Below are 23,546 nucleotides of genomic sequence, written 5' to 3'. Positions count from 1 at the left end.
CATACCTTAATTATAGTCTATCTGTTTAGTATTGTATTAAATTCCTGCAATCCAGCAACACAAAAAGCAAATGCCGGCCAGGCAGATAGTGCACATTTATCCGGCCTTTTACCCAAACCAACTACTATAGCACCTGCAGAAGTTGCCCGTTTGCGTTCTGCCTGCGAACAATGGTTCGATTCCTCCTTATTATACAAAAATTTTAATGGCAGTATACTGGTGGCCAAAGGCGGCAACATTGTATTTGAAAAATATACCGGAACAGGCCATATACCCGGCAACGACCTGCTTACCGACAGCACACCGCTGCAGATAGCTTCCACCTCCAAAACCTTTACTGCCATGGCTGTGCTTAAATTATGGCAGGAAGGCAAATTGAATATCGATGACGAATTCAGCAAATACTTCACCACATTCAACTACCCTGGTGTAACCATACGCAGCCTGCTGAGCCACCGCAGCGGCCTGCCCAATTACCTGCACTTTATGGAAAACCTGGGATGGAATAAAAAACAGATGGCCAGCAACCAGGATGTATATGATTTTTTAGTGAACAGGAAAGCAGAACTGGTAGACATCTCCGCCCCCAATACCCATTTCACGTATTGCAATACCAATTTCGTGCTGTTGGCAATGCTGGTGGAAAAAGTGAGCGGCATAAAATTCCCTGCTTACCTGCAACAGAATTTCTTTACTCCATTGGGCATGAAGCATTCATTCGTGTATACGGCTTTCGATTCAATAAAAGTAAATTACAGTTACGATTGGCGGGGCACTCCAATAGCATTGAACGAAGCAGACGGATCGTATGGCGATAAAAATGTGTACACCACCGTGCGTGACCTGTTGATATGGGACAGGGCTTTATCCACCAATGCCCTTTTTACCAAGGAAACACTGGCGCAGGCTTATGCACCTTACAGCAACGAAAAGCCGGGCGTGCGGAATTACGGGTTGGGATGGCGCATGAATATTTATCCCAATGGCAAAAAAATGATCTACCATAATGGTTGGTGGCATGGTAATCGTGCCGTTTTTATCCGCCTACTGGAAGAAGATGCAACAATCATCCTGATCAGCAATAAAGATTTCCGTTCTATCTACCACGCTAAAATTTTGGCCAACCTATTTGGCGATTATTATACGGGCGAGGAAGAAGAAGAAAGTGAAAACTCCAAAACACCCGACAGTTCCCCGGGTAAAAAAGCTGATGCTGCACCGGCCCCTGTTCTTTCAAAAAAGAATGCCCGTTTGCAGCAATTGTTCAAGGATAAAAACAAAGTAACCACGCATAAATAAGCATTTCCAAGGTCATTTTTGCAGGTTATTGCGCAAAATGTGTATTAAAACTGCATAATTTTTGCGGTTTTCTGCAATATTTTCCTTTAATTTGGTGAGTAATCACCAGGCTAATGCTCAAAAAAGAAAGACAGGCGTACATTGTACACCAGGTAAACCTTCATAATAAAGTACTGTCTGCCAGTTTAAGTACGGAGATAGAGGTATCGGAAGATACTATCCGCAGAGACCTGCAGGAACTTGCAGAAGAAGGCAAACTGATCAAGGTACACGGCGGCGCTCTCTCCCACGCATTTAATGATATTACTTACCCTTCCAAAAAAGTTTATTCGCAGGATAATAAAAGGATCATTGCCGATAAAGCAGTGAAGCTGATCAAAGACGGCATGTTTGTACTGACCGGTGGCGGCACCACCATCATCGAACTGGCCCGGTCGTTGCCCGTTTCCTTATCGGCCACTTTTATTTCGGGAAGCATACCCGCTATTGTGGAGTACATGCATCATCCCAATATAGAAGTGATCGTGATAGGCGATAAATTATCCCGCAGTTCCAAAATAACGTTGGGCGCCGATGCATTGACACGCATTAAAAGCCTGAAGCCCGATCTTTGTTTTTTAGGCATCAACTCCATCAGTCCCGAACATGGCATTACTGATAACGATTGGGATGTGGTGCATTTAAAACAGGCGATGATCAATGCTTCGCAAAAGACGGTTTGCTTAACCATTTCAGAAAAGATCAATACCATACAGCCGATACATGTGTGCGACCTGAACAAGATAGATGTGCTGATAACAGAATTACCGGCCGATCATCCTATGCTGCAACCTTACAAGGACGCAGGCATAGAAGTATTGTAAAAATATTTTATCAGGACTTCCAATATACTCCCGAAGAATCAATTGGCCGCAGCGCCAATATTAATGTTAACTGCTATTAAAAACTTTTTTTCAACCAATCAACTAAACTACACAGTATGAGAAAACTTGCAAACAGATTAATTGTATTTCTGTTTTTCCTTGTTCCGCTTGTTTCGCAGGCGCAAACAGTTATCTCCGGCAAAGTAATTAAAGAAGATGGTACTGCTGCAGAAGGTGCATCAGTGATCATCAAAGGTAAAAGCGGGGGTACAAAAACAGACGCCCAGGGTAATTTTACCATTAATGCCTCCAAAGGAGATGTACTGGTAATATCCTCGGTGGATTTTATTACACAAAGCATTGTAGTAAAAGACGCCCCCACAATTACAGTAAGACTGAAAGCGGTTGATAAAACATTGGACGAAGTGGTGGTGACTGCAATGGATATTAAAAGAAATCCAAGGGAGTTGGGTTATTCCGTTCAAACTGTAAAGGGCTCGGATGTACAGCAAACGCAAAGAGAAAACTTTGTGAATGCATTGCAGGGAAGGGTTGCCGGTTTAACGGTTACACCTACCTCGGGTGCTGCGGGTGCTTCCACCGGTATCGTATTGAGAGGTTTCAATACTTTATCGGGTACCAACCAGCCTTTGTTTGTGGTAGATGGTATCATACTGGATAATCAAACATTGAATTCAAATTCTCAGAGTGGTAGCGGTATCGGCCTTGCTTCCGACGGTAACAACAGGAATAATGATAATACAAATCGTATTGCGGATCTTAACCCGGCTGATATTGAATCAGTAACCGTATTGAAAGGCCCTGAAGCTACAGCATTGTATGGTAGCCAGGCAAGTTCTGGTGCCATTGTAATTACAACCAAAAAAGCAAAAGGCACCAATGGTAAAATACTGGTTTCATACGACAACAATTTCCGCCTGCAAAAGATCACCCGCTTTGCAGCAGTAAATAATGATTACGGTCCTGGCGCTAGTAACAATATCCCTTTTGTTCCTACTTCAACTGTTACAGGTTCCTTTACATCATTTGGCCCGGCCTGGAAAGCCGGCACTGTATTATATGACAACATCCATAATTTTTTCCGCACCGGTTTTTCCCAAACACATAACCTTAGCGCTGAATTTGGAAAAAAAGACCTGGGCTTCAGGTTAACAGGTCAGTATTTTGATAATGATGGTGTAGTACCCAATAACAGTTATACCAAGTACAATTTTAAACTTGCCAACACTACCAAGATCGGCAAGTACGTTTCCATAACGCCAACTATTGCTTATACCAATGCAGATAATTTAAGGCCCTTAAAAAGTTCTACTTCCACACTGGCATCCGGAGGTTATATGGTGGAACTGTATGAATGGCCTGCCAATTTCGACGTAAGGAATTATGAAGATGCAACCGGTCATAAGCAATTCACTTTTAATCAAACCAACCGTAACAGTGATTTTGATAATCCATTGTGGAGCGCTAAATACAACCGCAGCGGTGATAAATTAAGCCGCCTGGTATCAACCCTGGGTATTGATGTAAATCCTTTCCCCTGGTTATCTTTAGCCGGCAGGTTTGGATACGATTACTATAAGAATGATGGTTATGTTTTCATACATCCTGAATCATATATACTTACTGCTGCAACAGGTGGTAGTTTAGATAACTATTACAGGAAATATTATGGTTATAACCACACCATTACAGCTACAGCTAAAAAGAAATTTGGCGACTTTAACACCAGGCTGATGGTGGGAACCATGTGGCAGGATCTACAGACAAAACAATTTGCTGTGTATGGCACTAACCTGATCGATACATCCCGTACCGACAGCAGCAATACCGCCGTAAATACAAGAAGGAGGTTATTAAGAAATGGTTTTGGCTTGCCTAACCTGAATGTGTTCCGTGAGCTGGCGTATTTTGCTGAAGTATCGATCGGATATAAGAACTATGCATTCCTTACTTATTCTCACAGGTTCGAAAAAGCTTCACCCATACCTGTGATCAATAATAAATACAATTATCCAGGTGCAAGTTTGAGTGTGATACTCTCGGATATGTTCCCTGCAATACAAAAAGGCAATATTCTTAATTACGCCAAACTGCGGGCTTCGCTGGCTAACACTGCAAGGTTGAACAATCCTTATTCCAACCAAAGGTTCTTCGTGAACAACCTGAGCAGTACGGTATTACCGGTTACTTATACTTATGGCTTTACCAACAACAACCCCGGTTTGATACCTGAAAAACAACGCACCTATGAAATTGGTACTGAACTGCGTTTCCTGAATAATGCCATTACATTGGAAGCTGCTTATTACAATACTTATTGTAAAGACCAGATAGCACAGGGCTACAGGGCCAGCTATGCAACATCAGCGGTATTGAATACCACCAATTCTGCGTCATTGCGTAACCAGGGTATAGAGTTAACATTGAACGTTACGCCTATCAATAAAAAAGACCTGAACTGGACCGTTAATTTCAACTTTAACCACATGTGGAGTAGAGTATTGACCTTACCTGAATCAATCGGTCCATTAAATGATTTTTATAATTCTGATACTTACATATCCAACGTGAGGGGTGGTTTGATCAGGGGCCATTCTACAGGTACTATCACCGGTTCTACTTATCAAAGGAACAACAATGGCGATATCCTTATCAGCCCAACAACAGGTTTACCTTTAGTGAATACAGGTGTTAACTTCCTTATCGGGGACAGGTCGCCTGACTTTACTTTGGGAACACTCAACACCATCAAATACAGGAACTGGAGCCTGAGCTTTTTATGGGATCTGAAAGTTGGCGGTGACATTTACAATGGTACTGATCAGCTGCTTACTTATCTTGGAAAAAGCGAAAGAACAGCTAACCGCAATGTACCTGTTATTGTAAATGGAGTATTAAATGATGGCCTGCAGAATTCAGCAACGCCTACTAAAAATACACTGGCGATCGTGCCACAGTATTTAAGCGCTTATTACAGTTCCACCAACATGCCTGATGAAGAATTCATTCAGCATGATGTGAACTGGTTCAGGCTGAGGGATGTGACATTGAATTATGCATTCAGCAAAAACACTTTAAAACGCATCAAAGCAATATCCGGTATCAACCTGTTCTTAACAGGAAGCGACCTGATACTGATCACTAATTATTATGGCGCAGATCCTGCAGTAAATGCAAACAATCCAGGTACAGGTGGTATTGGAGGTTATGGTATGGACCTGGGTAGTGCTGCCACTCCTTTAGGTGTAAGCTTTGGTTTAAGAGTTAATTTCAAATAATACTTCATTAACTATCAATAAAAATATTTATATGCAAAACAAAATTTTTAAACTGTTCTTTTTTACCGCAGTAATAAGCCTGTTGGGGCTTAGCTCGTGTAAAAAAATGATCGATGATGCGTATTTAAATCCCAATGCACCCATTAAAGTGCCTGTGGAAACGATATTACCCGGTGTTATCGGGGGCTTTACAGCTTTCAATTCCAACGCAGGTACCAACTATGGTGTACAGATAGACGACATTTTACTGGGCCGTTATATCCAGTACTTTGGTTCGACCACTGCCAGCGAAAACTACGGCGGCATGGGAGGCACAATTGGAAGTGATAATACCGGCGGTATCTGGGCAACCTTTTATTATGGTCACGGTGCAAATGTTAATGCCATGATACAATGGGGAACAGAAGACCAGAAATGGGATTTTGTAGGCGCTGCATGGGCCTGCAGGGCATGGGGCTGGCTGGAACTGGTGAATCAATATGGCGACGCTATCGCAAGAGAAGCTTTCCGCACGGACCTTTCACAATTTCATTATGATACACAACCGGAATTTTACGACAGCTGCAGGTACGCCTGTTTCCAGGCCATTAAGTTTTTAAGCAGAACAGATGGCAATGTGAATCCTGCAAATTTTGCACAGAGCGATTTCTATTTTAATAAAGGCGATGTAAACAAATGGAAAAAATTTGTGTACGGTATACTCGCCCGTTCATACAGCTGCCTGAGCAGCAAGACCAATTTTCTTACTGCAGGTTATGCTGATTCTGTTATAAAATATGCAAACCTTTCTCTCACCGCCAACACCGATAATGTACTGGCTACATTCTCTGTGGCAAATACCAGCAATGGTTTTAACAGCTACTTCGGGCCTACCCGTTCCAACATCGGTACTATGAGGCAGGGCGGTTATATTGCCAACCTGATGTCGGGTAAGAACACTGTGGCATTTACCAATGTAAAAGATCCAAGGTGTTGGTATATGCTGAGCGAAAGCGCCAGCACACTTACTGATTCCATTTTTAAAGGAGTGATGCCATGGTTAGGCGTTACCGAGTACCTGAGTGGTACTACGCCCACAACAGGTTATCCAAGAAATTTATGGAGGATGGGTGTACAGAATGCCACTACTGCAACCGGCCTGGATAGCACCCGTTACGTTTACGGCAACGCAGGTCCTTGGCCAATGATGACTGCCAGTGAAATGCAGTTCACTTTGGCAGAAGCGGCTTATCGTAAAGGAGACAAGACCACCGCCTATGCAGCTTATATCAATGGTATCAGTCTTGATTTTGATATGCTAACCACCACTTATTCTTTTAATATCCCTGCATCACGGGTAATAACACCTGCCATGAAAACAGCGTATATGACCAATACAGCGGTGGTACCTGCTACAGCAGCAGGTTTAACACTTACCCACATCATGCTGCAAAAGTATATAGCATTGTATGGCTGGGGCACACACCAAACGTGGACGGATATGCGCAAATATCATTATAACCTTGATAAAGATCCATTTACCGGGCAGATAGTGTATGCTGATTTTATAACACCACCCACCTCTCCTATCAATTACCTGGTATCTACCAACAATGGTAAGCTAGTGTACAGGTGCAGGCCAAGGTTCAATTCAGAATACCTGTATGATATTCCTGAACTTACCAGGATAGGCGCTTATCAAAATGCAGACTACAACACTTATGAATGCTGGTTCTCTCAGCCATAAATTATTAACAAGAAAACTTATAATAATGAAACTGACAAAAATAATGATACTGGGCCTTGGGGTTGTGGCTTTATCCTCCACCTTCTTCTCGTGCGATAAAGAAACACCGCAGATTGCACCCATACAGACAGGCATGAGCAACGTTGCAAACGTGCAGGTTTTCAGCGCAACATTAAAAGCTACCCGGAATTATGTATATATCGACGGCACACCCGTATCAGGCGCTACCCTTTCCTACGGCGGCGTATTTCCTGCTACAGCCTACTCTTTTATAGTAACTCCGGGCTCAAGGGCTGTAATTATAAAGGATACTTTACCGGCAGCCACACAGGTTCCCATAACTTTTTCCCAGTCTTTTGACGCAGGAAAAAGTTACACTGTATTTACTTACGATACCATTACCAGCGCCAAGCAGGTTACCGTTGAAAATACCATAACAGTACCTACCGATACTTCTTCGATGCTGCGTTTTGGCAACTTCATCTACAATCCTACAGCAGTTGCTAGCGTAGATGTATATTCGCTGAAAAAAATATCCGGTACACCAACATTTGTACCCACAGCAGTGTTGAATAACGTAAATATATTAGCGCCATCTTTTACGGGTTCTACACCGATATTCACCAATGTAGCAACAAATGCAGTAACACCATTTATACCGTATGCCTCTGGTTTAACGGATACACTGTATGTGTTTGCAACCGGTACCACCACTCCTTTACTTGCAAAGGGTGTTGTAAGCAGTGCAACTCCAACAAGAAGTTATACTTCTGTGTATAATGGCAGTTACAGGGGAAACCTTGCAGCAAGACCAGTTACAACTTTTTTAACCTACTAATAATATCCCGGTTATAAGAAAGAGGTTGTTTCTTACGAAACAACCTCTTTCTTTTTATACTTTACAAGATCACATTAAACCTTACCTTTCTCATTTGCACCGTCAACACTTTTATTAGCAATATATGCCAGCGGTAACCCGATCATACAAATAAGTATCAATGCAGCCTTCAATACCTTTAAAGGCTGCATAGCGCTGATGGGACCGGTAGGTATCTTACTTAAACGCACTACGCCCAGGTTCATCACACACCAGATAAAAAGGCCGTACAGTATACCGGTGAGCACCCAGTTGGTCCGCATCCAGTCGAAACGGGTATAGAGGAAGAAGAATAAAACAGTAAAAGAAAAAGCGATGATATAATGGAACAGCAGGCCCATTGCAGCGCCGCCATCCGAAGCGGCAAAATCGGATTTACCAAAAGCGCCCCGGGCAATATAATTCAGTACAATAAGAGGATTTTTTCCTGAAGAAAGATACACATCCACAAAGGCAGACAGGATATCTAAAGTGCCCACCAGCAAACCGCTCAATAATATGGTTTGCAGGGATATTTTTTTCAAAGCAGCAGTCATGGTAAAATGAGTTTGGTTTTTATTTGAAACACCTGGTAATATTATTAAGGTGCTTCTCTATGCAGGATGAACTTAGCCCGTTCTTTACACAAATAAATTTCAAAACCTTTTACCCACTGCTCACCTATCCAAAAAACTTATACGCCATCGCAATGGCAGTAAGTACGCCTACCAGGTCGGCCAGCAGCATGGTGCCTATCGAATAACGGGTATTCTTGATATTCACCGATCCAAAATAGACCGCCACCACGTAAAAAGTAGTATCAGCAGCGCCCTGGAAAATGCCCGACAACCTGCTCGCAAATGAATCCGGTCCGTAAGCCTTCATCGTATCCACCATCATACCCCGGGCAGCACCGCCGCTCAGCGGCCGTATCAGCGCAGTAGGCAATCCATCCACAAATTTTGTATCGGCACCCAGCATGGCAAAAAAATGTTTGATCCCGTTGATGATCACATCAAAAGTGCCGCTCGTTCTTAACATACTAACGGCAACGAGTATCCCCAAAATATAAGGTATGATCCTGATGGCCGTATCAAAACCGCTTTTGGCGCCATCTACAAAAACGGAGAACACATCCACCTTCTTATAAAGCCCTCCTATCACGATCAGCAAAAATACCAGCAGTATCAATCCATTGCTCAGTGAGCCTGAAAACAATTGCACACCCCAGGTGTTCAGCTTGGTAATATACCAAACCAGCAAAGCAATGATGGCAGAGATACCAAATATCCATGCAAAGATGATGGGTTGCAGCAAGTTGATCTTTTGACGGATGGAAACAATGATCATCGCTGCAAGGGTACCTGCAAAAGTCACGATCATACAGGGCAGGAAAACATCCGTGGGATCAGAAGCGTTGTTAGCGGCTCTCACAGCGATCACGCTTACCGGTATCAGGTTCAGTCCTGCTGCATGCAGGCACAGGAACATGATCTGTGAGTTGGAAGCCGTTTCTTTATTGGGATTCAATTCCTGCAGGCTTTCCATGGCTTTTAAACCAAATGGCGTGGCCGCATTATCCAGCCCCAGCAGGTTGGCCGAAAAGTTCATGATCATATGCCCCATAGAAGGATGCCCTTTAGGTATCTCCGGGAAAAGTTTGGTAAAGAAGGGACCTACGATCCTCGATAAAAAACGGATGCCACCGGCTTTTTCCGCAATATTCATGAAGCCGATAAAAAGAGACAATATACCGATCAGTTTCAGGCAGATATCCACCGCTGTCCAGCAGGTTTCAATAACGCCATCCACCGGTTTTTGATTTTTGCCGTACATATAAGCCGCAGAAACCACTCTTACGGAAGGATATTTTTGCTGTATTTTCAATACGGTGTCAGCAGCAGCATTTTCTGTTACCAGGTACCGGGTATCTTTATCAATAGTATCTTTTCCAGTACCAGCCTGGAATACAAAACTATAATCCTTCAAATGTTTTTTTAAGTTGGCAGCATACGTGCTATCCCCTATCACAGCATATTTGTATTCATCCTTAGCTGTACCCGACACCATCCTTATAAAAACATCATCCTTGCTCTTATTGAAGAAAAAGCTGTAACCGGCCGTTAAAATTGCCACCAGTATAAAAGCGCTCCATATCCTGCTTAAAGCCATTCGATTGTAGATTTGCGATTTTAGATTGTAGATCTCAGATTGCAGATTTTAGATGTATGATTTTCAAGGAGTCATACACCTAACTATTTATGAAAATAATACTTTATTATTAAATTGACGGCTTTCTCATCAGAAGAAATCTGCAATCGCCATTCTAAAATCAACAATCCCTCGTACCTTTGCACCCGCAAATCTAAAATCGCCCATCTAAAATCTAAAAATATAACATGGCATTACAGGCAGGCATCGTGGGGTTACCCAATGTAGGAAAATCAACTTTATTCAACGCAGTGAGCAACAGTGCCAAGGCGCAGGCCAGCAATTATCGTTTCTGCACCATTGAACCCAATACCGGTTTGGTGAACGTGCCCGATGCCAGGCTGAACAAACTGGCTGAGTTGGTGGTGCCGGACAGGATCGTACCTACACAGATCGAGATCGTGGATATTGCGGGCCTGGTACGTGGCGCCAGCAAGGGCGAAGGACTGGGCAATAAATTTCTGGCCAATATCCGTGAAGTGGATGCCATCATTCATGTGATCCGTTGTTTTGAAGATGATAATATTTTAAGGGACGAAGGACCGATCAACCCGGTAAGTGATAAAGAGATCATTGAAACGGAACTGCAGCTGAAAGACCTGGAAAGCGTGGAAAAGAAAATGCAGCGCACCGAAAAAATGGCCAAGACCGACGCTAAAATGAAAGCAGAACTGGATGTACTGGTTCGTTGCAAAGAGCACCTGGATAAAGGAAAGAATATCTTATCGTTGGGTTTAAGCAAAGAAGAAAAAGGAGCTATTGCCGATCTTTTTTTACTTACAGACAAACCTATTTTATATGTTGCCAATGTAGATGAAGCCAGTATGCACACCGGCAATAAATTTTCTGCTGCATTGATGGAAGCGGTAAAGAACGAAGGCAACGAAGTGATCGTGATGACCAATGCTATTGAAGCACAGATAGCCGAATTTGAGAATGCGGACGATAAGGCCATGTTCATGGAAGAATATAAAATGGAAGAACCTGCTTTAGATCGTTTGATCCATTCGACTTATAAATTACTGAACCTTTCTACCTACTTTACTGCCGGTGTGCAGGAAGTACGTGCCTGGACGATACACAAAGGCTGGAAAGCGCCACAGGCCGCCAGCGTAATCCATACCGATTTTGAAAAAGGATTCATCAAAGCAGAAGTAATTGCTTACGATGATTTCATTCAATACAAAAGTGAAGCCGCCTGCAGGGAAAATGGTAAGTTAAGAATTGAAGGTAAAGAGTATATTGTAAAGGATGGTGATGTGATGCACTTCAGGTTTAACGTGTAAAATTCAAACGTAGCGGAAAAGCAGTAAGCTTTCGTATAATGGCAGCACCATTTTTGGGGGCTGTATTTATATCACTTAATATTTGATCACTTATTTAATCAAATCCTTAGTTTCTTCAGGATTTCTCCACCATGGTATATTCTTGCCCCGTTTTGATGCAGGTATATTATTAAGAAAATTAGTACTTAACACTTCATTGAAGGACACGGTTATAATTGCATTATCATAATCTCCTTTTTTTGCAGAAAAATTAATCTGGTTATAGTCATGATCTGTATTTATTCTAAATACAAATGAATAGAAAGCTTTAGTAAAATCATCATCATATTTAAGGAATGTTCTTAAGCGATTGCCATTCCTATCCAGAAACAATGGTAAAGTATTGAAACCTTTATTTAGAAAAGGAGGAAACTCAAAAACTAATTCAACAGTATCCCATTCAGCAGTATCAATGTTTTGCAACAGCCTGATGATTTCATTTTTGATAGTCTCTAATCTTATTTCCATATTTTACTCTTCTTTTTTTACGCTTCATTTATATTTACCGATGAGTGATACCAATTTCTAAATTAGAAACAATTCCAGAAAATCACATCTAAAAGAAATACCAATCAATTATTTAAAATCAGAAAGGGCCTCTATCGAAGCCCTTTCTTTTATCAATATATAAACCCATTTGCTTATTGTGGCAGCAGCACATTATCTATCACGTGCAGTACACCATTCAGTCCACTCCTGTCCCATGCGGTTGCATTGGCAGCAGTACCACTATACGGCGCACCACCCGGAGGGAAGGTGCCATAACCAGTAAATTTGATACCGGTTACAGATGGCCCGGCAAATGTTGCCTGTACCATGATACCCGGGTGCGCAGCAATAGAACCATTCACCAGCGTGGTAGCAAATTTACCCGCTGTGGAAGGGAAGTTAACAGAGAATGCCCTTATATCTGGTTTGTAAGAACCGGTATTTTTTGAAGCAAGGATATGATAAGCCACCACACCTCTTACTGTAGCAACAGGCAATGCATTAAAGCCTGCCGGTGAAGACGAGATGGTTGCAGCCTGTGTTGCTGCTGTTGCCGGAGGAACGCCCTGCGCCACTAATGTAGCATATACAGAACCATAGATCAAAGTCTGGCAAGCCGTATTGTTTGGCGCCAGCACCGTCATATTGGTTATAGGATAGTTCATTAAAGAGTCGAATGATAAACCATAAGCGCCCACGCCGCTGATACCTACCTGGCCACTATCACCACGGGCAATAGCAGCTTTAAAATAAGTAAGGTTGGCATCTGCTGATATCAACGTTTTTAAAGTGGTCAACGGGCTTGCAGGCAATGGAGATACAATGGTATAAGTAGTATGTATCACACCATTGGCAGCAGCCATATCCGTGCTTGTAATAGGAATAGTATTCACGTAGGAATAAGGAGATCCTTTAACCGGGAAGATCGGCATCCTTACAAATGGTTGTGTGGCATCCAGTACTATCTGGCTGGTGAGCGGATAATTGGGGAATGCAGAACCGAATGAAGCGGCAGTGAATTTCTGGCCAATCAAATTGTATTGAATGATACCCTGTGCGCTCGCAACCGGCAATGAACCGGAAATAAAGCCCAGGAAGGTAGCATCAGGTGCATTTAAAGGAACCGCACCACTGGAGGCAGCATTCACAAATATCTTCATGCCTGCATTATCGGTTGCAAACAATGTAAAGGTTTTAGTGGAATCATTCAATGCGCTTGCCATACCCGCCCTGGTGATCATGGCGCTGTAGAAGCTGTAATTGGTATTGGCTGCAAGTGTGGCTGCAATACCGGCACCTGCCGGGTAAACCGGTGTGGCAATAGGCGGTAATGTTTCAAGGTCTTTATTACACGCAGTAAATAAAACCATAGAAGATAAAACTGCCAGGTAAGTAACCCGTAGTTTATTATTGATATTTTTCATTATAGTAAGTTTTATTGTTAAAATAGGTTTAGCAACCATTGCTGTTAATATACATTGTATCCAAAGCTAACATAGTATAAACCGCCGATCTGCGAGTTACCGATAGCATTGTAATAATATTGGTTCAGCAGGTTATTAGCACCAAATTTTATAATGGATTTTGTTTGCGGCAGTTTAATGCTGAACTGTGCATCCACGGTGCTTACATCAGGCAGGTTGCCATTGGCAAAATCTCCCTGGTAATAAAAACCCTGCTGCCACCTGTAGGCAACGTTAAAGGCTAAACGCTTATCTTTTCCAAAACCAACGTTACCAAAATTCACGTTCACTTTGTATTTAGGCGCATTGAAGTAAGCAACAAAATCTTTCGGCACATCGGTCAACACATCCGAAGCCACATTACCACCCACCATAAAGTTCAATGGCAGCCTGTAATCAGCACCAATTCCAAAACCATAGGTTTTTACTTTATCTGGCGAGTTCACTACTACAGATATATTCCTTCTTTTTGCACTGTTGGATGTATCAGCCGCTACACCGGTAGTGGTTTGAATGGTGTTCACCCTTCCGGTAAAATTCTGGTATTGTCCATAATAGCCATACAGGTCTATCAGTAATTTACTATCCATCAGCAAACCTTTATAACCAGCTTCAAACGAGCTTACTGATTCTGGTTTTACTGCAGGCGGGTTGAACACTTTAAAGTTAGATATAGTGCTCGATCCTGTAGTGGTAGTGAATGTATACAGCGGATTAGCAGGGAAACCATATTTGGTGGCAAACATCGGGTTGCTGCCTATCAGCCTGGTACTACCCACCTGCAGGTCGATATACTGTTGCTGGCTGCTGGGGAAACGGTAAGCCGTTTGGTAAGACAAACGCAGGTTATTGTTTTCTTTTAATTTGATCAGCGCTGTAACCCTTGGTGTAAAGCGGCCGTCAAAATTCTGCATCTTATCATACCTGCCCGAAGCAGTTAATTTTACACGGTTGGTGATATTACGGGTAGCCTGTATAAAAGCACCGTAAGTAGAAATGCCGATGGTACCATCCTGGTCGGCAAACAAAGTACCTTCAGAATTCAATACATATTTTTTATAGTTGGCACCCACTAAGATGTCTGCAAAATCTTTGGTAACAGAACTCAGGTTATAACTTCCTTCTGCAGCATACAGATCAGATTTATCCAGTAGCAAACCACCGCCTTGAGAAATTGGTTTTTTGCGGATGGCATCATACGCCGCAATGAATGATTGTGTACCGGCTGCTGGCCTTCCTGCATCCGCTACTGAACGGGCAGATAATTGTGCATCATACGGCGTCATACCATTCATCAGGTTGCTGAGGTAAGTAAAAGTATATTGTACATACCAGTCACTTGCCTGTGGTGTAGGGTTACCGGCTGCATCAGTAGTAACAGATTTTTTCCAACCTTCGTTGAATATCCTCGTGGTGGCGGTAGCGTTATAAGATTCACCGGCATTTTCCTGCGTGGTATAAGCACGTAAAGACCAGTTCTTGTTATTCAATTCCACTTTGTATTGGCCCATTTTAAAATCCTTCAGGGAATATCGGTCACTACCAGTATAGATAGTATTACCGGTACCCCAGTAACCGGCAACAACCAGTTCGGTATTGGGTGTGAATTTATAATGTGCCGATCCTGCCAGTTTAAAGTTCACGGTGTTGGGGTTCAGCAATTCTTTTTCGGTATATCCTGTACGGGAAACATTTTGTGCAGTTGCCAGTAAATTATTGGCAGCAATAAAATTGGCAGCGCCTGGCAGGCTGGCTGCAATGCTGGAATAGAATGCACGGATATCAACCGTCGTTTCATCGCCATACACATTAATACCATCGTAGTTAGGATCGGTCTTCCTGTCGCCTGGAATAACGGCACCGGTAGTACCGGTACGGCTGTAGTTCCTGTTATCATTACCGGTCCAGTCCTTAGCCTGAATTAATTCTGCATTGATCTTGAAAGCAAATTTTTCAGATACTTTTTTACCCCAGCGCAGGTTCCAGTTATGATAAGGTGTACCACTGCGGCCATTGCCTACATTCATGATACCTTCTTTTACCAAAAATGAAAAACCCTGGTATTTGAAAGGGTTCTTGCTGCTCATCAGCAAAGTACCGTTCATACCACCGGGGCCATACAGTGCAGAAGATGCACCGGAAAGCAATTCAATATTGTCCACATCCAGTTCGCTTAAACCGATGATGGCGCCAACCGAAAAGTTAAGGCCGGGCGCCTGGTTATCCATACCATCCACCAGCTGGTTAAAGCGGGTGTTACCGCTGCTGTTGAAACCACGGGTGGTGGGTGTTTTAAAAGTTAAGGAAGAAGTGGTAACATCCACACCTTTCAGTGCCATCACCACATCGTAAAAGTTCGCAGAAGGGGCATTGCGGATATTGGCAGCGCTCACCCTTTCAATAGAAACAGGCGATTCCATGATCTTTTGCGGCACCCTTGTAGCAGATACCACCACCTCCTGGCCCAGTGCGGCAGAAGGCTTGAATTCAACCTGTGTAAAACCGGCACTGCTTACTGTAACCTCCTGTAATTCATAGCCTACAGAAGATATCAGTAAAGTAACCGGGAGGCTCTTAACCGTTATTTTATAATTTCCTTTGTCGTCCGTAAAAGTTCCTGTGGATTCTCCTTTAACAGTAACAGAAACAGCACCCGCTCCTTCCTTGGTGTTGCTGTTACGTACATTACCGCTGATAGTTACATTTTGCGCAAATGCTGCAATCGCTACAACATTGGCCAAAATAAAAGTAACTACATAGCTTGCAATTTTTCTCATATAGCTTTTATTTGGGTTTAAAATATAAGGCAAAGTAAGGATTGTTATTTTTTTGGGGAAATTTTATTTCCAACCGCCTGTGCAATACATTATAGAACAAATTTAGGCTTTTATACCACTTGGTGCTATTTTAGCGGTATGACTTCATTTAATTTCCCCGATCAAACGGCTTTTTACAAAGGAAAGGTGAGAGATGTATACAGCATTGGCAATAATTTACTGGTAATGATCGCCAGCAATCGTATATCCGCCTTCGATGTGATCCTGCCCCGCCCTATCCCTTTTAAAGGACAAGTATTAACGCAGATAGCTGCATATATGTTGCACGCTACAAAGGATATCTGTGCTAACTGGTTGTTATCAACCCCGGCACCCAATGTTAGCATCGGTAAAAGATGCGAACCTTTTAAAATAGAAATGGTGGTAAGGGGTAACCTTACAGGTCATGCCTGGAGAACTTATTCATCCGGCAGCAGGACCTTGTGCGGTGTAACCATGCCCGATGGTATGAAAGAAAATGATTATTTCCCATCCCCCATCATTACGCCCAGCACCAAAGCGGCAGAAGGGCATGATGAGGACATCAGCGCCGAAGCCATCATCAGCCAGGGGCTGGCCACGGCAGACGAATGGAAAAAGCTGAGTGCACTTACTTTACAACTTTTTGAAAGAGGTAAGGAAATTGCAGCAAAGCAGGGACTGATACTGGTGGATACCAAATACGAATTCGGTAAGATAGGCGACGAGATATTTTTGATGGACGAGATACATACGCCCGACAGCTCCCGGTATTTTTATGCAGATGGTTTTGAAGAACGCCAGCAAAAAGGCGAACGCCAAAAACAATTGAGCAAGGAGTTTGTAAGAGAATGGCTGATCGCTAATAATTTTATGGGTAAGGAAGGACAAACCGTTCCCGTGATGGATGATGAATGGGTGGATGTGATCAGTAAACGATACATTGAATTGTACGAAAAAGTGATCGGCGAAAAATTTGTACCGCAGGAATTAAGTGATGATGCTACAGAAAAGATCATCATTGATACTCTGAAGAACCTCTGAAATATTGCATCTTTAAAATACGAACGATGAAAAAATGCCTGCTGTATATACTGGTATGCTGTGCCCTGCCCGCATTGGCACAAAAAGAGAATTATTTACTGGTGGGCACGTATACCGGTGCCAATAGTAAAAGCGAAGGCATTTACGTGTACAAATTCAACACCCTTACCGGTGATAATAGTTTGGTAAGCGTTACCAAAAGTTCCAACCCCTCTTTTTTAGCCATAGCACCCGATAAAAAAACCGTGTATGCAGTGAATGAGAATGCAGACAGCACCCGTTTTATTGTGGGCGGTAATATTTCTTCTTTTTCATTCGATCATGCAAAGGGAACGCTTACAGAGATCAGCAAACAACCATCGGGTGGCAAGCATCCCTGCCATGTTACAGAAGACGCTTCGGGGCGCTGGGTATTTGCCTCGAATTATTCCAGTGGTTCCATTGGTGTTTTGCATGCTACTAAAGGAAAACTGGATACCTTACAGCAGGTGATACAGCATACCGGCTCCGGCCCTAATACCGACCGGCAACAGGGACCGCATGTACATTCATCTTTATTTACACCCGATAAAAAATATTTACTGGTAGCCGACCTGGGCACCGACAAATTAACTTCCTATGCTTTTAATAAAAACAAAGGCTCCCTGCAGTTTTATTCCGAAGCAGCATCCACACCCGGCAGCGGTCCCAGGCATTTTGATTTTTCGCCCAACGGCAAATTTGTTTATTTAATAGAAGAAATGAGCGGCACAGTGGTTTGTTATAAATTGAACAATGGCAAACTGCAATTGCAGCAACGCACCAGCTTGTTACCAAAAGATTTTAAAGGCGTTGTAGGCGCCGCAGATATCCATGTTTCTGCAGATGGCCGCTTTTTATACTGCAGCGACCGCGGCGATGATAACAATATCAGCATTTTCTCCATCGATCCTGCAAGTGGAAAGATCACCAATGTCGGGTACCAGTCAACGTTAGGTAAAGGCCCCCGTAATTTTAATTTTGATCCTTCCGGTAATTTTTTACTGGTAGCCAACCAGTATACAGATGATATCATCATATTTAAAGTGAATAAAAAGACCGGTCTGCTTACTGATACCGGTAAGAGAATACACGTGCCGGTGCCGGTTTGTATCAAGTGGATCAAATAATATGCGCATTGTAATAAAAAAACCGGGTTATATTAACCCGGTTTTTTATTATTCTGATTTCAGTAAACTTAGTATGGCAATATCACTGTAGTAGTCGCTCCCAGTACATTTACCCATGTTAATTTCATGTAGTAATAGCCTGCGCCGGGGCAGCTGGTTGGATTACCATTTGCATCCAGTCCAAATACCACATCTACGGTGCGGATCAGCCTGCTGTGTTTAACATGACCGCTGGTAAGACGGAAAGCGCAATCCTGGCGGATAACCAATGGATCAACGATCTCAGTTACAAATGGATTGCCCAGGCGGTTAGTACCCCATTCAGAGATACCGGTGGTGCTGCCATCAGTATGGGTACCGCTGGTAGAGATCACTACGCCTCCGCTGTAAGTGAACACCCTCTTTTTAGCCACCTGCCAGCTGCGTTGTGTACCATCATCAAATGTAATGGTCATACCTGCACTGGTGATGGTGTGTGTGATAGTTCCGATAGTAGATAATTGATACAATAAACCACCGGTTACATTGGTCACCACTTCACTGCCATTAACAGTAATGCTTTTCTGCGTAGCGATCCTGGTAAACTTGAGTGCGTTATAAGAGATGGTGAGTTTAGCGCCGGCATTCTTCCATTTATCGCCTGCAGGGATAGAGATAGTGATAGAACCTGTACGGGTAAATGTACCTGCACAGTTAGCACCATTGTAAGTAATGGTCAATGTTCTTACTGCATTTAAAGTGTCGTAAGTAATGGTTGAATTACATGGACTGAGAAAGTGATTAACAATGTTGTCACCGGTAACAGCGATCACATTTTCTACTGAAGTACTTGCATCAGTAGTGGCCTCGTCCATCACACCGGCAACATTTGCCTGGTCGTCGGACTGAATTTTTGATTCCTGGGTGTTTTCTGTAGTACTGCTGTTGCTATCGTCTTTTACTTTTTTACAAGACGTGAAGAGCAACGCAGTGCTCATTAAAAGAGCGGTGGATAAGATTACGATTTTTTTCATAACATTTTTTTAAGTGGTGAATGATGCTCACCATAGACAGCGGTAAAGGTTCAGGGTTTAAAAGGGGGTTAAATTTTTTTTAAAATATTACTACGGTCAAAGAACGTTTTGAACGGGAAATTATTGCCCGGCAAGGGTTACAGAGCATTTGGGGCGGCTGTTTTTTGCATATAAAACAGCCTTTTATATGGTGTAGTTCATATTACTACACGAAATGGGGCGAATAAAACGGGAGATCGTACCGGGTTGGTTTATTGGTCCTTATCACCCAGCCTCGGGCGCAGCCTTTTTTTACTTTTGTTAAACACCATCATGCCCTTGTCCACGCCTTTTCTTAATTCTTTCTGTACCTCGGCGGGCAGGTTGTAAGTGGTTTGGCAGGTTTCGCTGCAGCAGCCATCGTATTGGGCAGCGCAGTCTTCGCACTGGATGAATAAAAGGTGACAGCCATCGTTTTTACAGTTGGTATGGGTATCCGCAGGCTTACCACACTGGTGGCATTTGGCAATAATGTCTTCTGTAATGCGCTCCCCCAGCCTGTCGTCAAATACAAAATTCTTACCGATGAATTTGCTGGGCAGCTCATTCGCCTTGGTTTGCTTGGCATAATTGATGATGCCGCCTTCCAGGTGAAACACATTTTTAAACCCATTGTGCAGCATATAAGCGCTGGCTTTTTCGCAACGGATACCGCCGGTGCAGTACATAATAATGTTCTGTTCTTTTTTATCCTGCATCATTTCCACCGCCATCGGCAATTGCTCCCGGAAAGTATCACTGGGTATCTCGATCGCTTTTTCAAAATGCCCCACTTCATATTCATAATGATTGCGCATATCGATCACAACCGTATTATCATCTTTCAGCAATTCATTCATTTGCTCCGCATTCACATAGCGGCCTTTATTTTCCATGCTGAAGGATGGATCGGTAATACCATCAGCAACGATCTTGTCCCGCACTTTTATTTTCAATACCCAAAAGGATTTACCATCATCATCCACAGCAATGTTCAGCCGCAACCCATTCAGTGCATCAATGGAATACAAATATGCTTTCAATGCATCGAAATTATCTGCAGGCAGACTGATCTGTGCATTGATGCCTTCCTGCGCAATATATATGCGGCCAAATACTTTTAAAGCATTCAGCGCTTTATACATTTCATCCCGAAACTGTTGCGGATCGCCGATGGTAAAATACTGGTAAAAAGAGATGGTGGTGCGTGGAGTTGTTTCCTGGTGCAATAATTTTTTAAGCTCCGCCTGGGAAACCCGGTTGTGTAGTACTGCCATAATTTTAAATTTGATCCGGTTAAGGAAACCGTTGACAAGGTCTGACGCCCTCGTCTGACCTTGTCAACAATTGGATGCTTGCAGGGCAAACCAAATTATTTTATGCAAAGATACTTAAAACTATAAACTTACCGAAATGGCTTTACCGCCATTGATGGGCTTGATGGTGCCACCTATAAGCCCTCCTAAACCAATGCGCACACCTGTTACACCGCGTTTGCCATCCTGGTAAGCTGCCACAAAATCAACCCTGAAGAGTTTAAATATATTTTCGAGGCCAACGAAGAATTCTGCGTAATTATTATTCCTATTCACATAAAAAGCATTGCTGCCCGCCACCATATTCCAGTTGAGTTTTTTGAACACAGGGATTTTATTGGTAAGCAAACCATTAAAATGGTGTTCAATATGTGCAATAGAATAAAACCCGGCATTGGTACTATTGGCGTAATAAGGCGCCAGCTGAAAACTGTTCACATATTCACTGGCAGCGCCGGAACGGTTGCCATTAAAATGCTGGAAGTCCTGGATAAATACTTTCTTATTATTTAAGAAACCGCCCACACCTACTTTATAACGGAACTCTCCTGCCAGTTTAAAATTCTTGGTATCATTCACGGTGAATTTCCATTTGTCAAAATTCACATCACTGCCAAAAACATTTTCAATACCCTTGGTATAATTAAAACTGAACGTTGGATATTTTGAGCCCACCGGCACTTTATTGTTAGGGAACTGGATATATTTTTGACCCGGTTTGATACTGATATCAAAACTAAGTATGAATGCCTGGTGCGGTGTAAACTGCTGCGTGATGATCTTGTTAACAGGATAATTCGGTGTAATATTGATGGTATCTTTTTTGAATACTGTAAAGTTGCTGGTATTCTCCAAAGGCCTCCTGTCTTCGTACAAGGCATTTACAGAAAAACGCAGGCCGCTTTCAAATCGTTTATTAAAGCCCAGGCTACCGAAATAATTTTCGTAGATCTTCATAAAATTATCACCCCAGAACAAAGTAGTGATGCTGTTATTCAATGGCGTGATCGTACTTTCTTTATTGAACTGGCTTACACGTTTACCACCCGATAAGGTCCAGCTCTGCCGTTTTATCTTACGGTCCGTACTCCAGTCACGGGTGCCAAAACTAAGATCGGCCCAGGCGTTCAAATGTGTATTGCTGAAACCATAGCGCACATGCGGCCGTATGGAGAAATTGGATTTTAATTTCTTTAAATATTTAGTATAATAGAAATTAGTATTAATAACAGCGCCTTCCACTGTATTGTATTCGAGGTTCTTTATCAATGATTCAATACCCCAGCTGGTGGAACCGGTTTTAGTGTAATGGGTACGGTTGATGCCACTCCAGAAAATATCCAGCGGTTTTATCTTACCCTGTCGTTTGTTCAACGAATCTACCGATCGTTTACTCAGCATAGAATCTTTCTGTACCTGGTAGATACTGTCTTTTACCTGGTAATCTTTTTTCTCTTCGGGTTCCAGTGGTACCGGGCGAATGGTATCCCAGTATTCTTTGGGCTTTTTATTTACAGCCGTATCGTATTTGATAATGATATTATCAAAATACTTTTTACCGAATGAAGGATTGATATTGTATGCAGAATATACATTCACAAAATTGCCTACCGCATCAATACCCAATTGTTTAAAGTTAAAGTGCAGTAGCTGGTTCTTTACCCTCCATACATCATTACTAACGGGAACGTGTATCTGTGTTATCTGCAAAGTATCAATGATCTCCAGTTGTGATGTTTTGGTAAGGAACAGGTCGCAACTATGGATACGCCAGTCCCCTTCCGTAATATAGATCACACCGGAAAACAGGGGTTCATAATTACGCTTCGGTGTTACACGGATGGTATTGATCTCTTTACCATCCTCAAAAAAACTACCCAGGAATTTATACTTGTAAAAATTCAAAGCCCCATCTGCAATGGGCGAAACAAAACCACGGGGATTTAACTTTTCAGTGAACACCCTTACATTGTTGTTATAAAAACTGATAAACGTAGGGAAGGTAAAACCAAAGCCACCGCTGCCGCTTACCCTGCTGCTCAACACTTCCATTTTAAATTTATCGGGCTGTTTGGCGTGTACCCTTGCAACAGATTCGGATAAATAAATAATGCCCTGGCCGGAAGAATCCAGTCCCATATCATTCCGGTCGGCATCGGGTATCTTTTGCCCCATGATCTTTTTGGGCAGACTTCTTAATTTAATGATATCCTTCGTGTACAGGTCGCATTCAAAAGCATTTACCTGTTTGTTATAATATTCTCTTTTTTTAATCGCCTGCCGTATGATCGCATAAGCAGGATCTTCTCCACCGCTTTGCACCACCACTGTTTTCATTTCCAGTTTTTGTTCAGTAAGAATAAAAGTGATCTCTTCATCCTGCCCGTTCACAACCACTTTCTTTTCCTGCCTGGTATAACCAATATGCTGGCAGGTTACTATATACGTACCTGGGGCTACTGTAAAAGAAAATTTTGCCCGGTTGTTGGCACTCGCCCCTGCTGATGTACCCTTGATCGTAACGGACGCATAAGGCAACAGGTCGCCTTTATCGTTAAAGACCGTACCGGAAATTTTTTGCGCTGCAGATTGAAGGGAAATAAAAAGAAAGGACAGTACCAGCAGTTTGTTCATAACAATATTTAATGTTAGTACGAAAATAGACCTGCTTTTGTTACCAA

Annotated in this window: 16 protein-coding genes; 8 read left to right on the top strand and 8 right to left on the bottom strand. The window is 42.6% G+C overall.

Features of this window, described 5'->3' with window-relative positions:
• The 5 genes from QM738_RS25465 to QM738_RS25445 all read left to right on the top strand — a co-directional run.
• A partial coding sequence (locus tag QM738_RS25465) for a serine hydrolase domain-containing protein (protein ID WP_462279602.1) occupies nucleotides 1–1,299 on the top strand: 1,299 nt, incomplete at its 5' end.
• Nucleotides 1,300–1,412: 113 nt separating this feature from the next.
• Nucleotides 1,413–2,162: a DeoR/GlpR family DNA-binding transcription regulator gene (locus QM738_RS25460; protein WP_462279601.1), complete on the top strand. Its 750-nt coding sequence runs from the start codon at nucleotides 1,413–1,415 to the stop codon at nucleotides 2,160–2,162.
• Between the two features lie 116 nt (nucleotides 2,163–2,278).
• Nucleotides 2,279–5,461 (top strand): SusC/RagA family TonB-linked outer membrane protein, encoded by a 3,183-nt coding sequence (locus tag QM738_RS25455; RefSeq protein ID WP_462279600.1) that lies wholly within the window; start codon nucleotides 2,279–2,281, stop codon nucleotides 5,459–5,461.
• Nucleotides 5,462–5,492: 31 nt separating this feature from the next.
• The gene (locus tag QM738_RS25450) at nucleotides 5,493–7,187 is read left to right on the top strand and encodes a SusD/RagB family nutrient-binding outer membrane lipoprotein (RefSeq protein ID WP_462279599.1); all 1,695 of its coding nucleotides are present in this window, start codon (nucleotides 5,493–5,495) and stop codon (nucleotides 7,185–7,187) included.
• Between the two features lie 25 nt (nucleotides 7,188–7,212).
• A complete protein-coding gene (locus tag QM738_RS25445) occupies nucleotides 7,213–8,025 on the top strand; it encodes a hypothetical protein (protein WP_462279598.1) in 813 nt (270 codons plus the stop codon).
• Nucleotides 8,026–8,099: 74 nt separating this feature from the next.
• Here the strand turns inward: QM738_RS25445 and QM738_RS25440 are convergent, their stop codons facing one another.
• Together QM738_RS25440 and QM738_RS25435 are read right to left on the bottom strand one after the other, a co-directional pair.
• A complete protein-coding gene (locus QM738_RS25440) occupies nucleotides 8,100–8,600 on the bottom strand; it encodes a hypothetical protein (protein WP_462279597.1) in 501 nt (166 codons plus the stop codon).
• A gap of 124 nt (nucleotides 8,601–8,724) precedes the next feature.
• Nucleotides 8,725–10,215, bottom strand: a complete 1,491-nt coding sequence (locus QM738_RS25435; RefSeq protein WP_462279596.1) for a nucleoside recognition domain-containing protein — start codon at nucleotides 10,213–10,215, stop codon at nucleotides 8,725–8,727.
• A gap of 227 nt (nucleotides 10,216–10,442) precedes the next feature.
• Here QM738_RS25435 and ychF point away from each other — a divergent pair, with 227 nt between their 5' ends.
• Nucleotides 10,443–11,540 (top strand): redox-regulated ATPase YchF, encoded by a 1,098-nt coding sequence (gene ychF / locus QM738_RS25430; protein ID WP_462279595.1) that lies wholly within the window; start codon nucleotides 10,443–10,445, stop codon nucleotides 11,538–11,540.
• Between the two features lie 90 nt (nucleotides 11,541–11,630).
• On the opposite strand, the gene QM738_RS25425 is transcribed toward ychF, so the two are convergent.
• The 3 genes from QM738_RS25425 to QM738_RS25415 all read right to left on the bottom strand — a co-directional run bounded on the left by QM738_RS25425 (nucleotide 11,631) and on the right by QM738_RS25415 (nucleotide 16,308).
• Complete coding sequence (locus tag QM738_RS25425; RefSeq protein ID WP_462279594.1) at nucleotides 11,631–12,047, bottom strand: hypothetical protein; 417 nt, start codon at nucleotides 12,045–12,047, stop codon at nucleotides 11,631–11,633.
• A 173-nt stretch (nucleotides 12,048–12,220) separates the two neighbouring features.
• Nucleotides 12,221–13,492, bottom strand: a complete 1,272-nt coding sequence (locus QM738_RS25420) for a hypothetical protein (RefSeq protein WP_462279593.1) — start codon at nucleotides 13,490–13,492, stop codon at nucleotides 12,221–12,223.
• A gap of 44 nt (nucleotides 13,493–13,536) precedes the next feature.
• A complete protein-coding gene (locus QM738_RS25415) occupies nucleotides 13,537–16,308 on the bottom strand; it encodes a TonB-dependent receptor (RefSeq protein ID WP_462279592.1) in 2,772 nt (923 codons plus the stop codon).
• A 138-nt stretch (nucleotides 16,309–16,446) separates the two neighbouring features.
• Between QM738_RS25415 and QM738_RS25410 the strand changes: the two genes are divergently transcribed.
• Both QM738_RS25410 and QM738_RS25405 read left to right on the top strand, forming a co-directional pair.
• Nucleotides 16,447–17,370 carry a phosphoribosylaminoimidazolesuccinocarboxamide synthase gene (locus tag QM738_RS25410; protein WP_462279591.1) on the top strand — a complete coding sequence of 308 codons (924 nt, stop codon included), beginning with the start codon at nucleotides 16,447–16,449 and terminating at the stop codon, nucleotides 17,368–17,370.
• Nucleotides 17,371–17,396: 26 nt separating this feature from the next.
• On the top strand, nucleotides 17,397–18,518 hold the full coding sequence (locus tag QM738_RS25405; RefSeq protein ID WP_462279590.1) for a lactonase family protein: 1,122 nt from the start codon (nucleotides 17,397–17,399) through the stop codon (nucleotides 18,516–18,518).
• 68 nt (nucleotides 18,519–18,586) lie between these two features.
• On the opposite strand, the gene QM738_RS25400 is transcribed toward QM738_RS25405, so the two are convergent.
• The 3 genes from QM738_RS25400 to QM738_RS25390 form a co-directional block, all read right to left on the bottom strand.
• The gene (locus tag QM738_RS25400; protein ID WP_462279589.1) at nucleotides 18,587–19,531 is read right to left on the bottom strand and encodes a hypothetical protein; all 945 of its coding nucleotides are present in this window, start codon (nucleotides 19,529–19,531) and stop codon (nucleotides 18,587–18,589) included.
• A gap of 251 nt (nucleotides 19,532–19,782) precedes the next feature.
• On the bottom strand, nucleotides 19,783–20,826 hold the full coding sequence (gene trhO, locus QM738_RS25395) for an oxygen-dependent tRNA uridine(34) hydroxylase TrhO (RefSeq protein ID WP_462279588.1): 1,044 nt from the start codon (nucleotides 20,824–20,826) through the stop codon (nucleotides 19,783–19,785).
• A 120-nt stretch (nucleotides 20,827–20,946) separates the two neighbouring features.
• Nucleotides 20,947–23,499 carry a DUF5686 and carboxypeptidase regulatory-like domain-containing protein gene (locus QM738_RS25390; protein WP_462279587.1) on the bottom strand — a complete coding sequence of 851 codons (2,553 nt, stop codon included), beginning with the start codon at nucleotides 23,497–23,499 and terminating at the stop codon, nucleotides 20,947–20,949.
• Between the last annotated feature and the right edge of the window lie 47 nt (nucleotides 23,500–23,546).

This window comes from Ferruginibacter sp., from assembly GCF_049840995.1.
Classification (GTDB): Bacteria; Bacteroidota; Bacteroidia; order Chitinophagales; family Chitinophagaceae; genus Ferruginibacter.
This window is presented reverse-complemented; position numbering and strand designations above follow the sequence as displayed.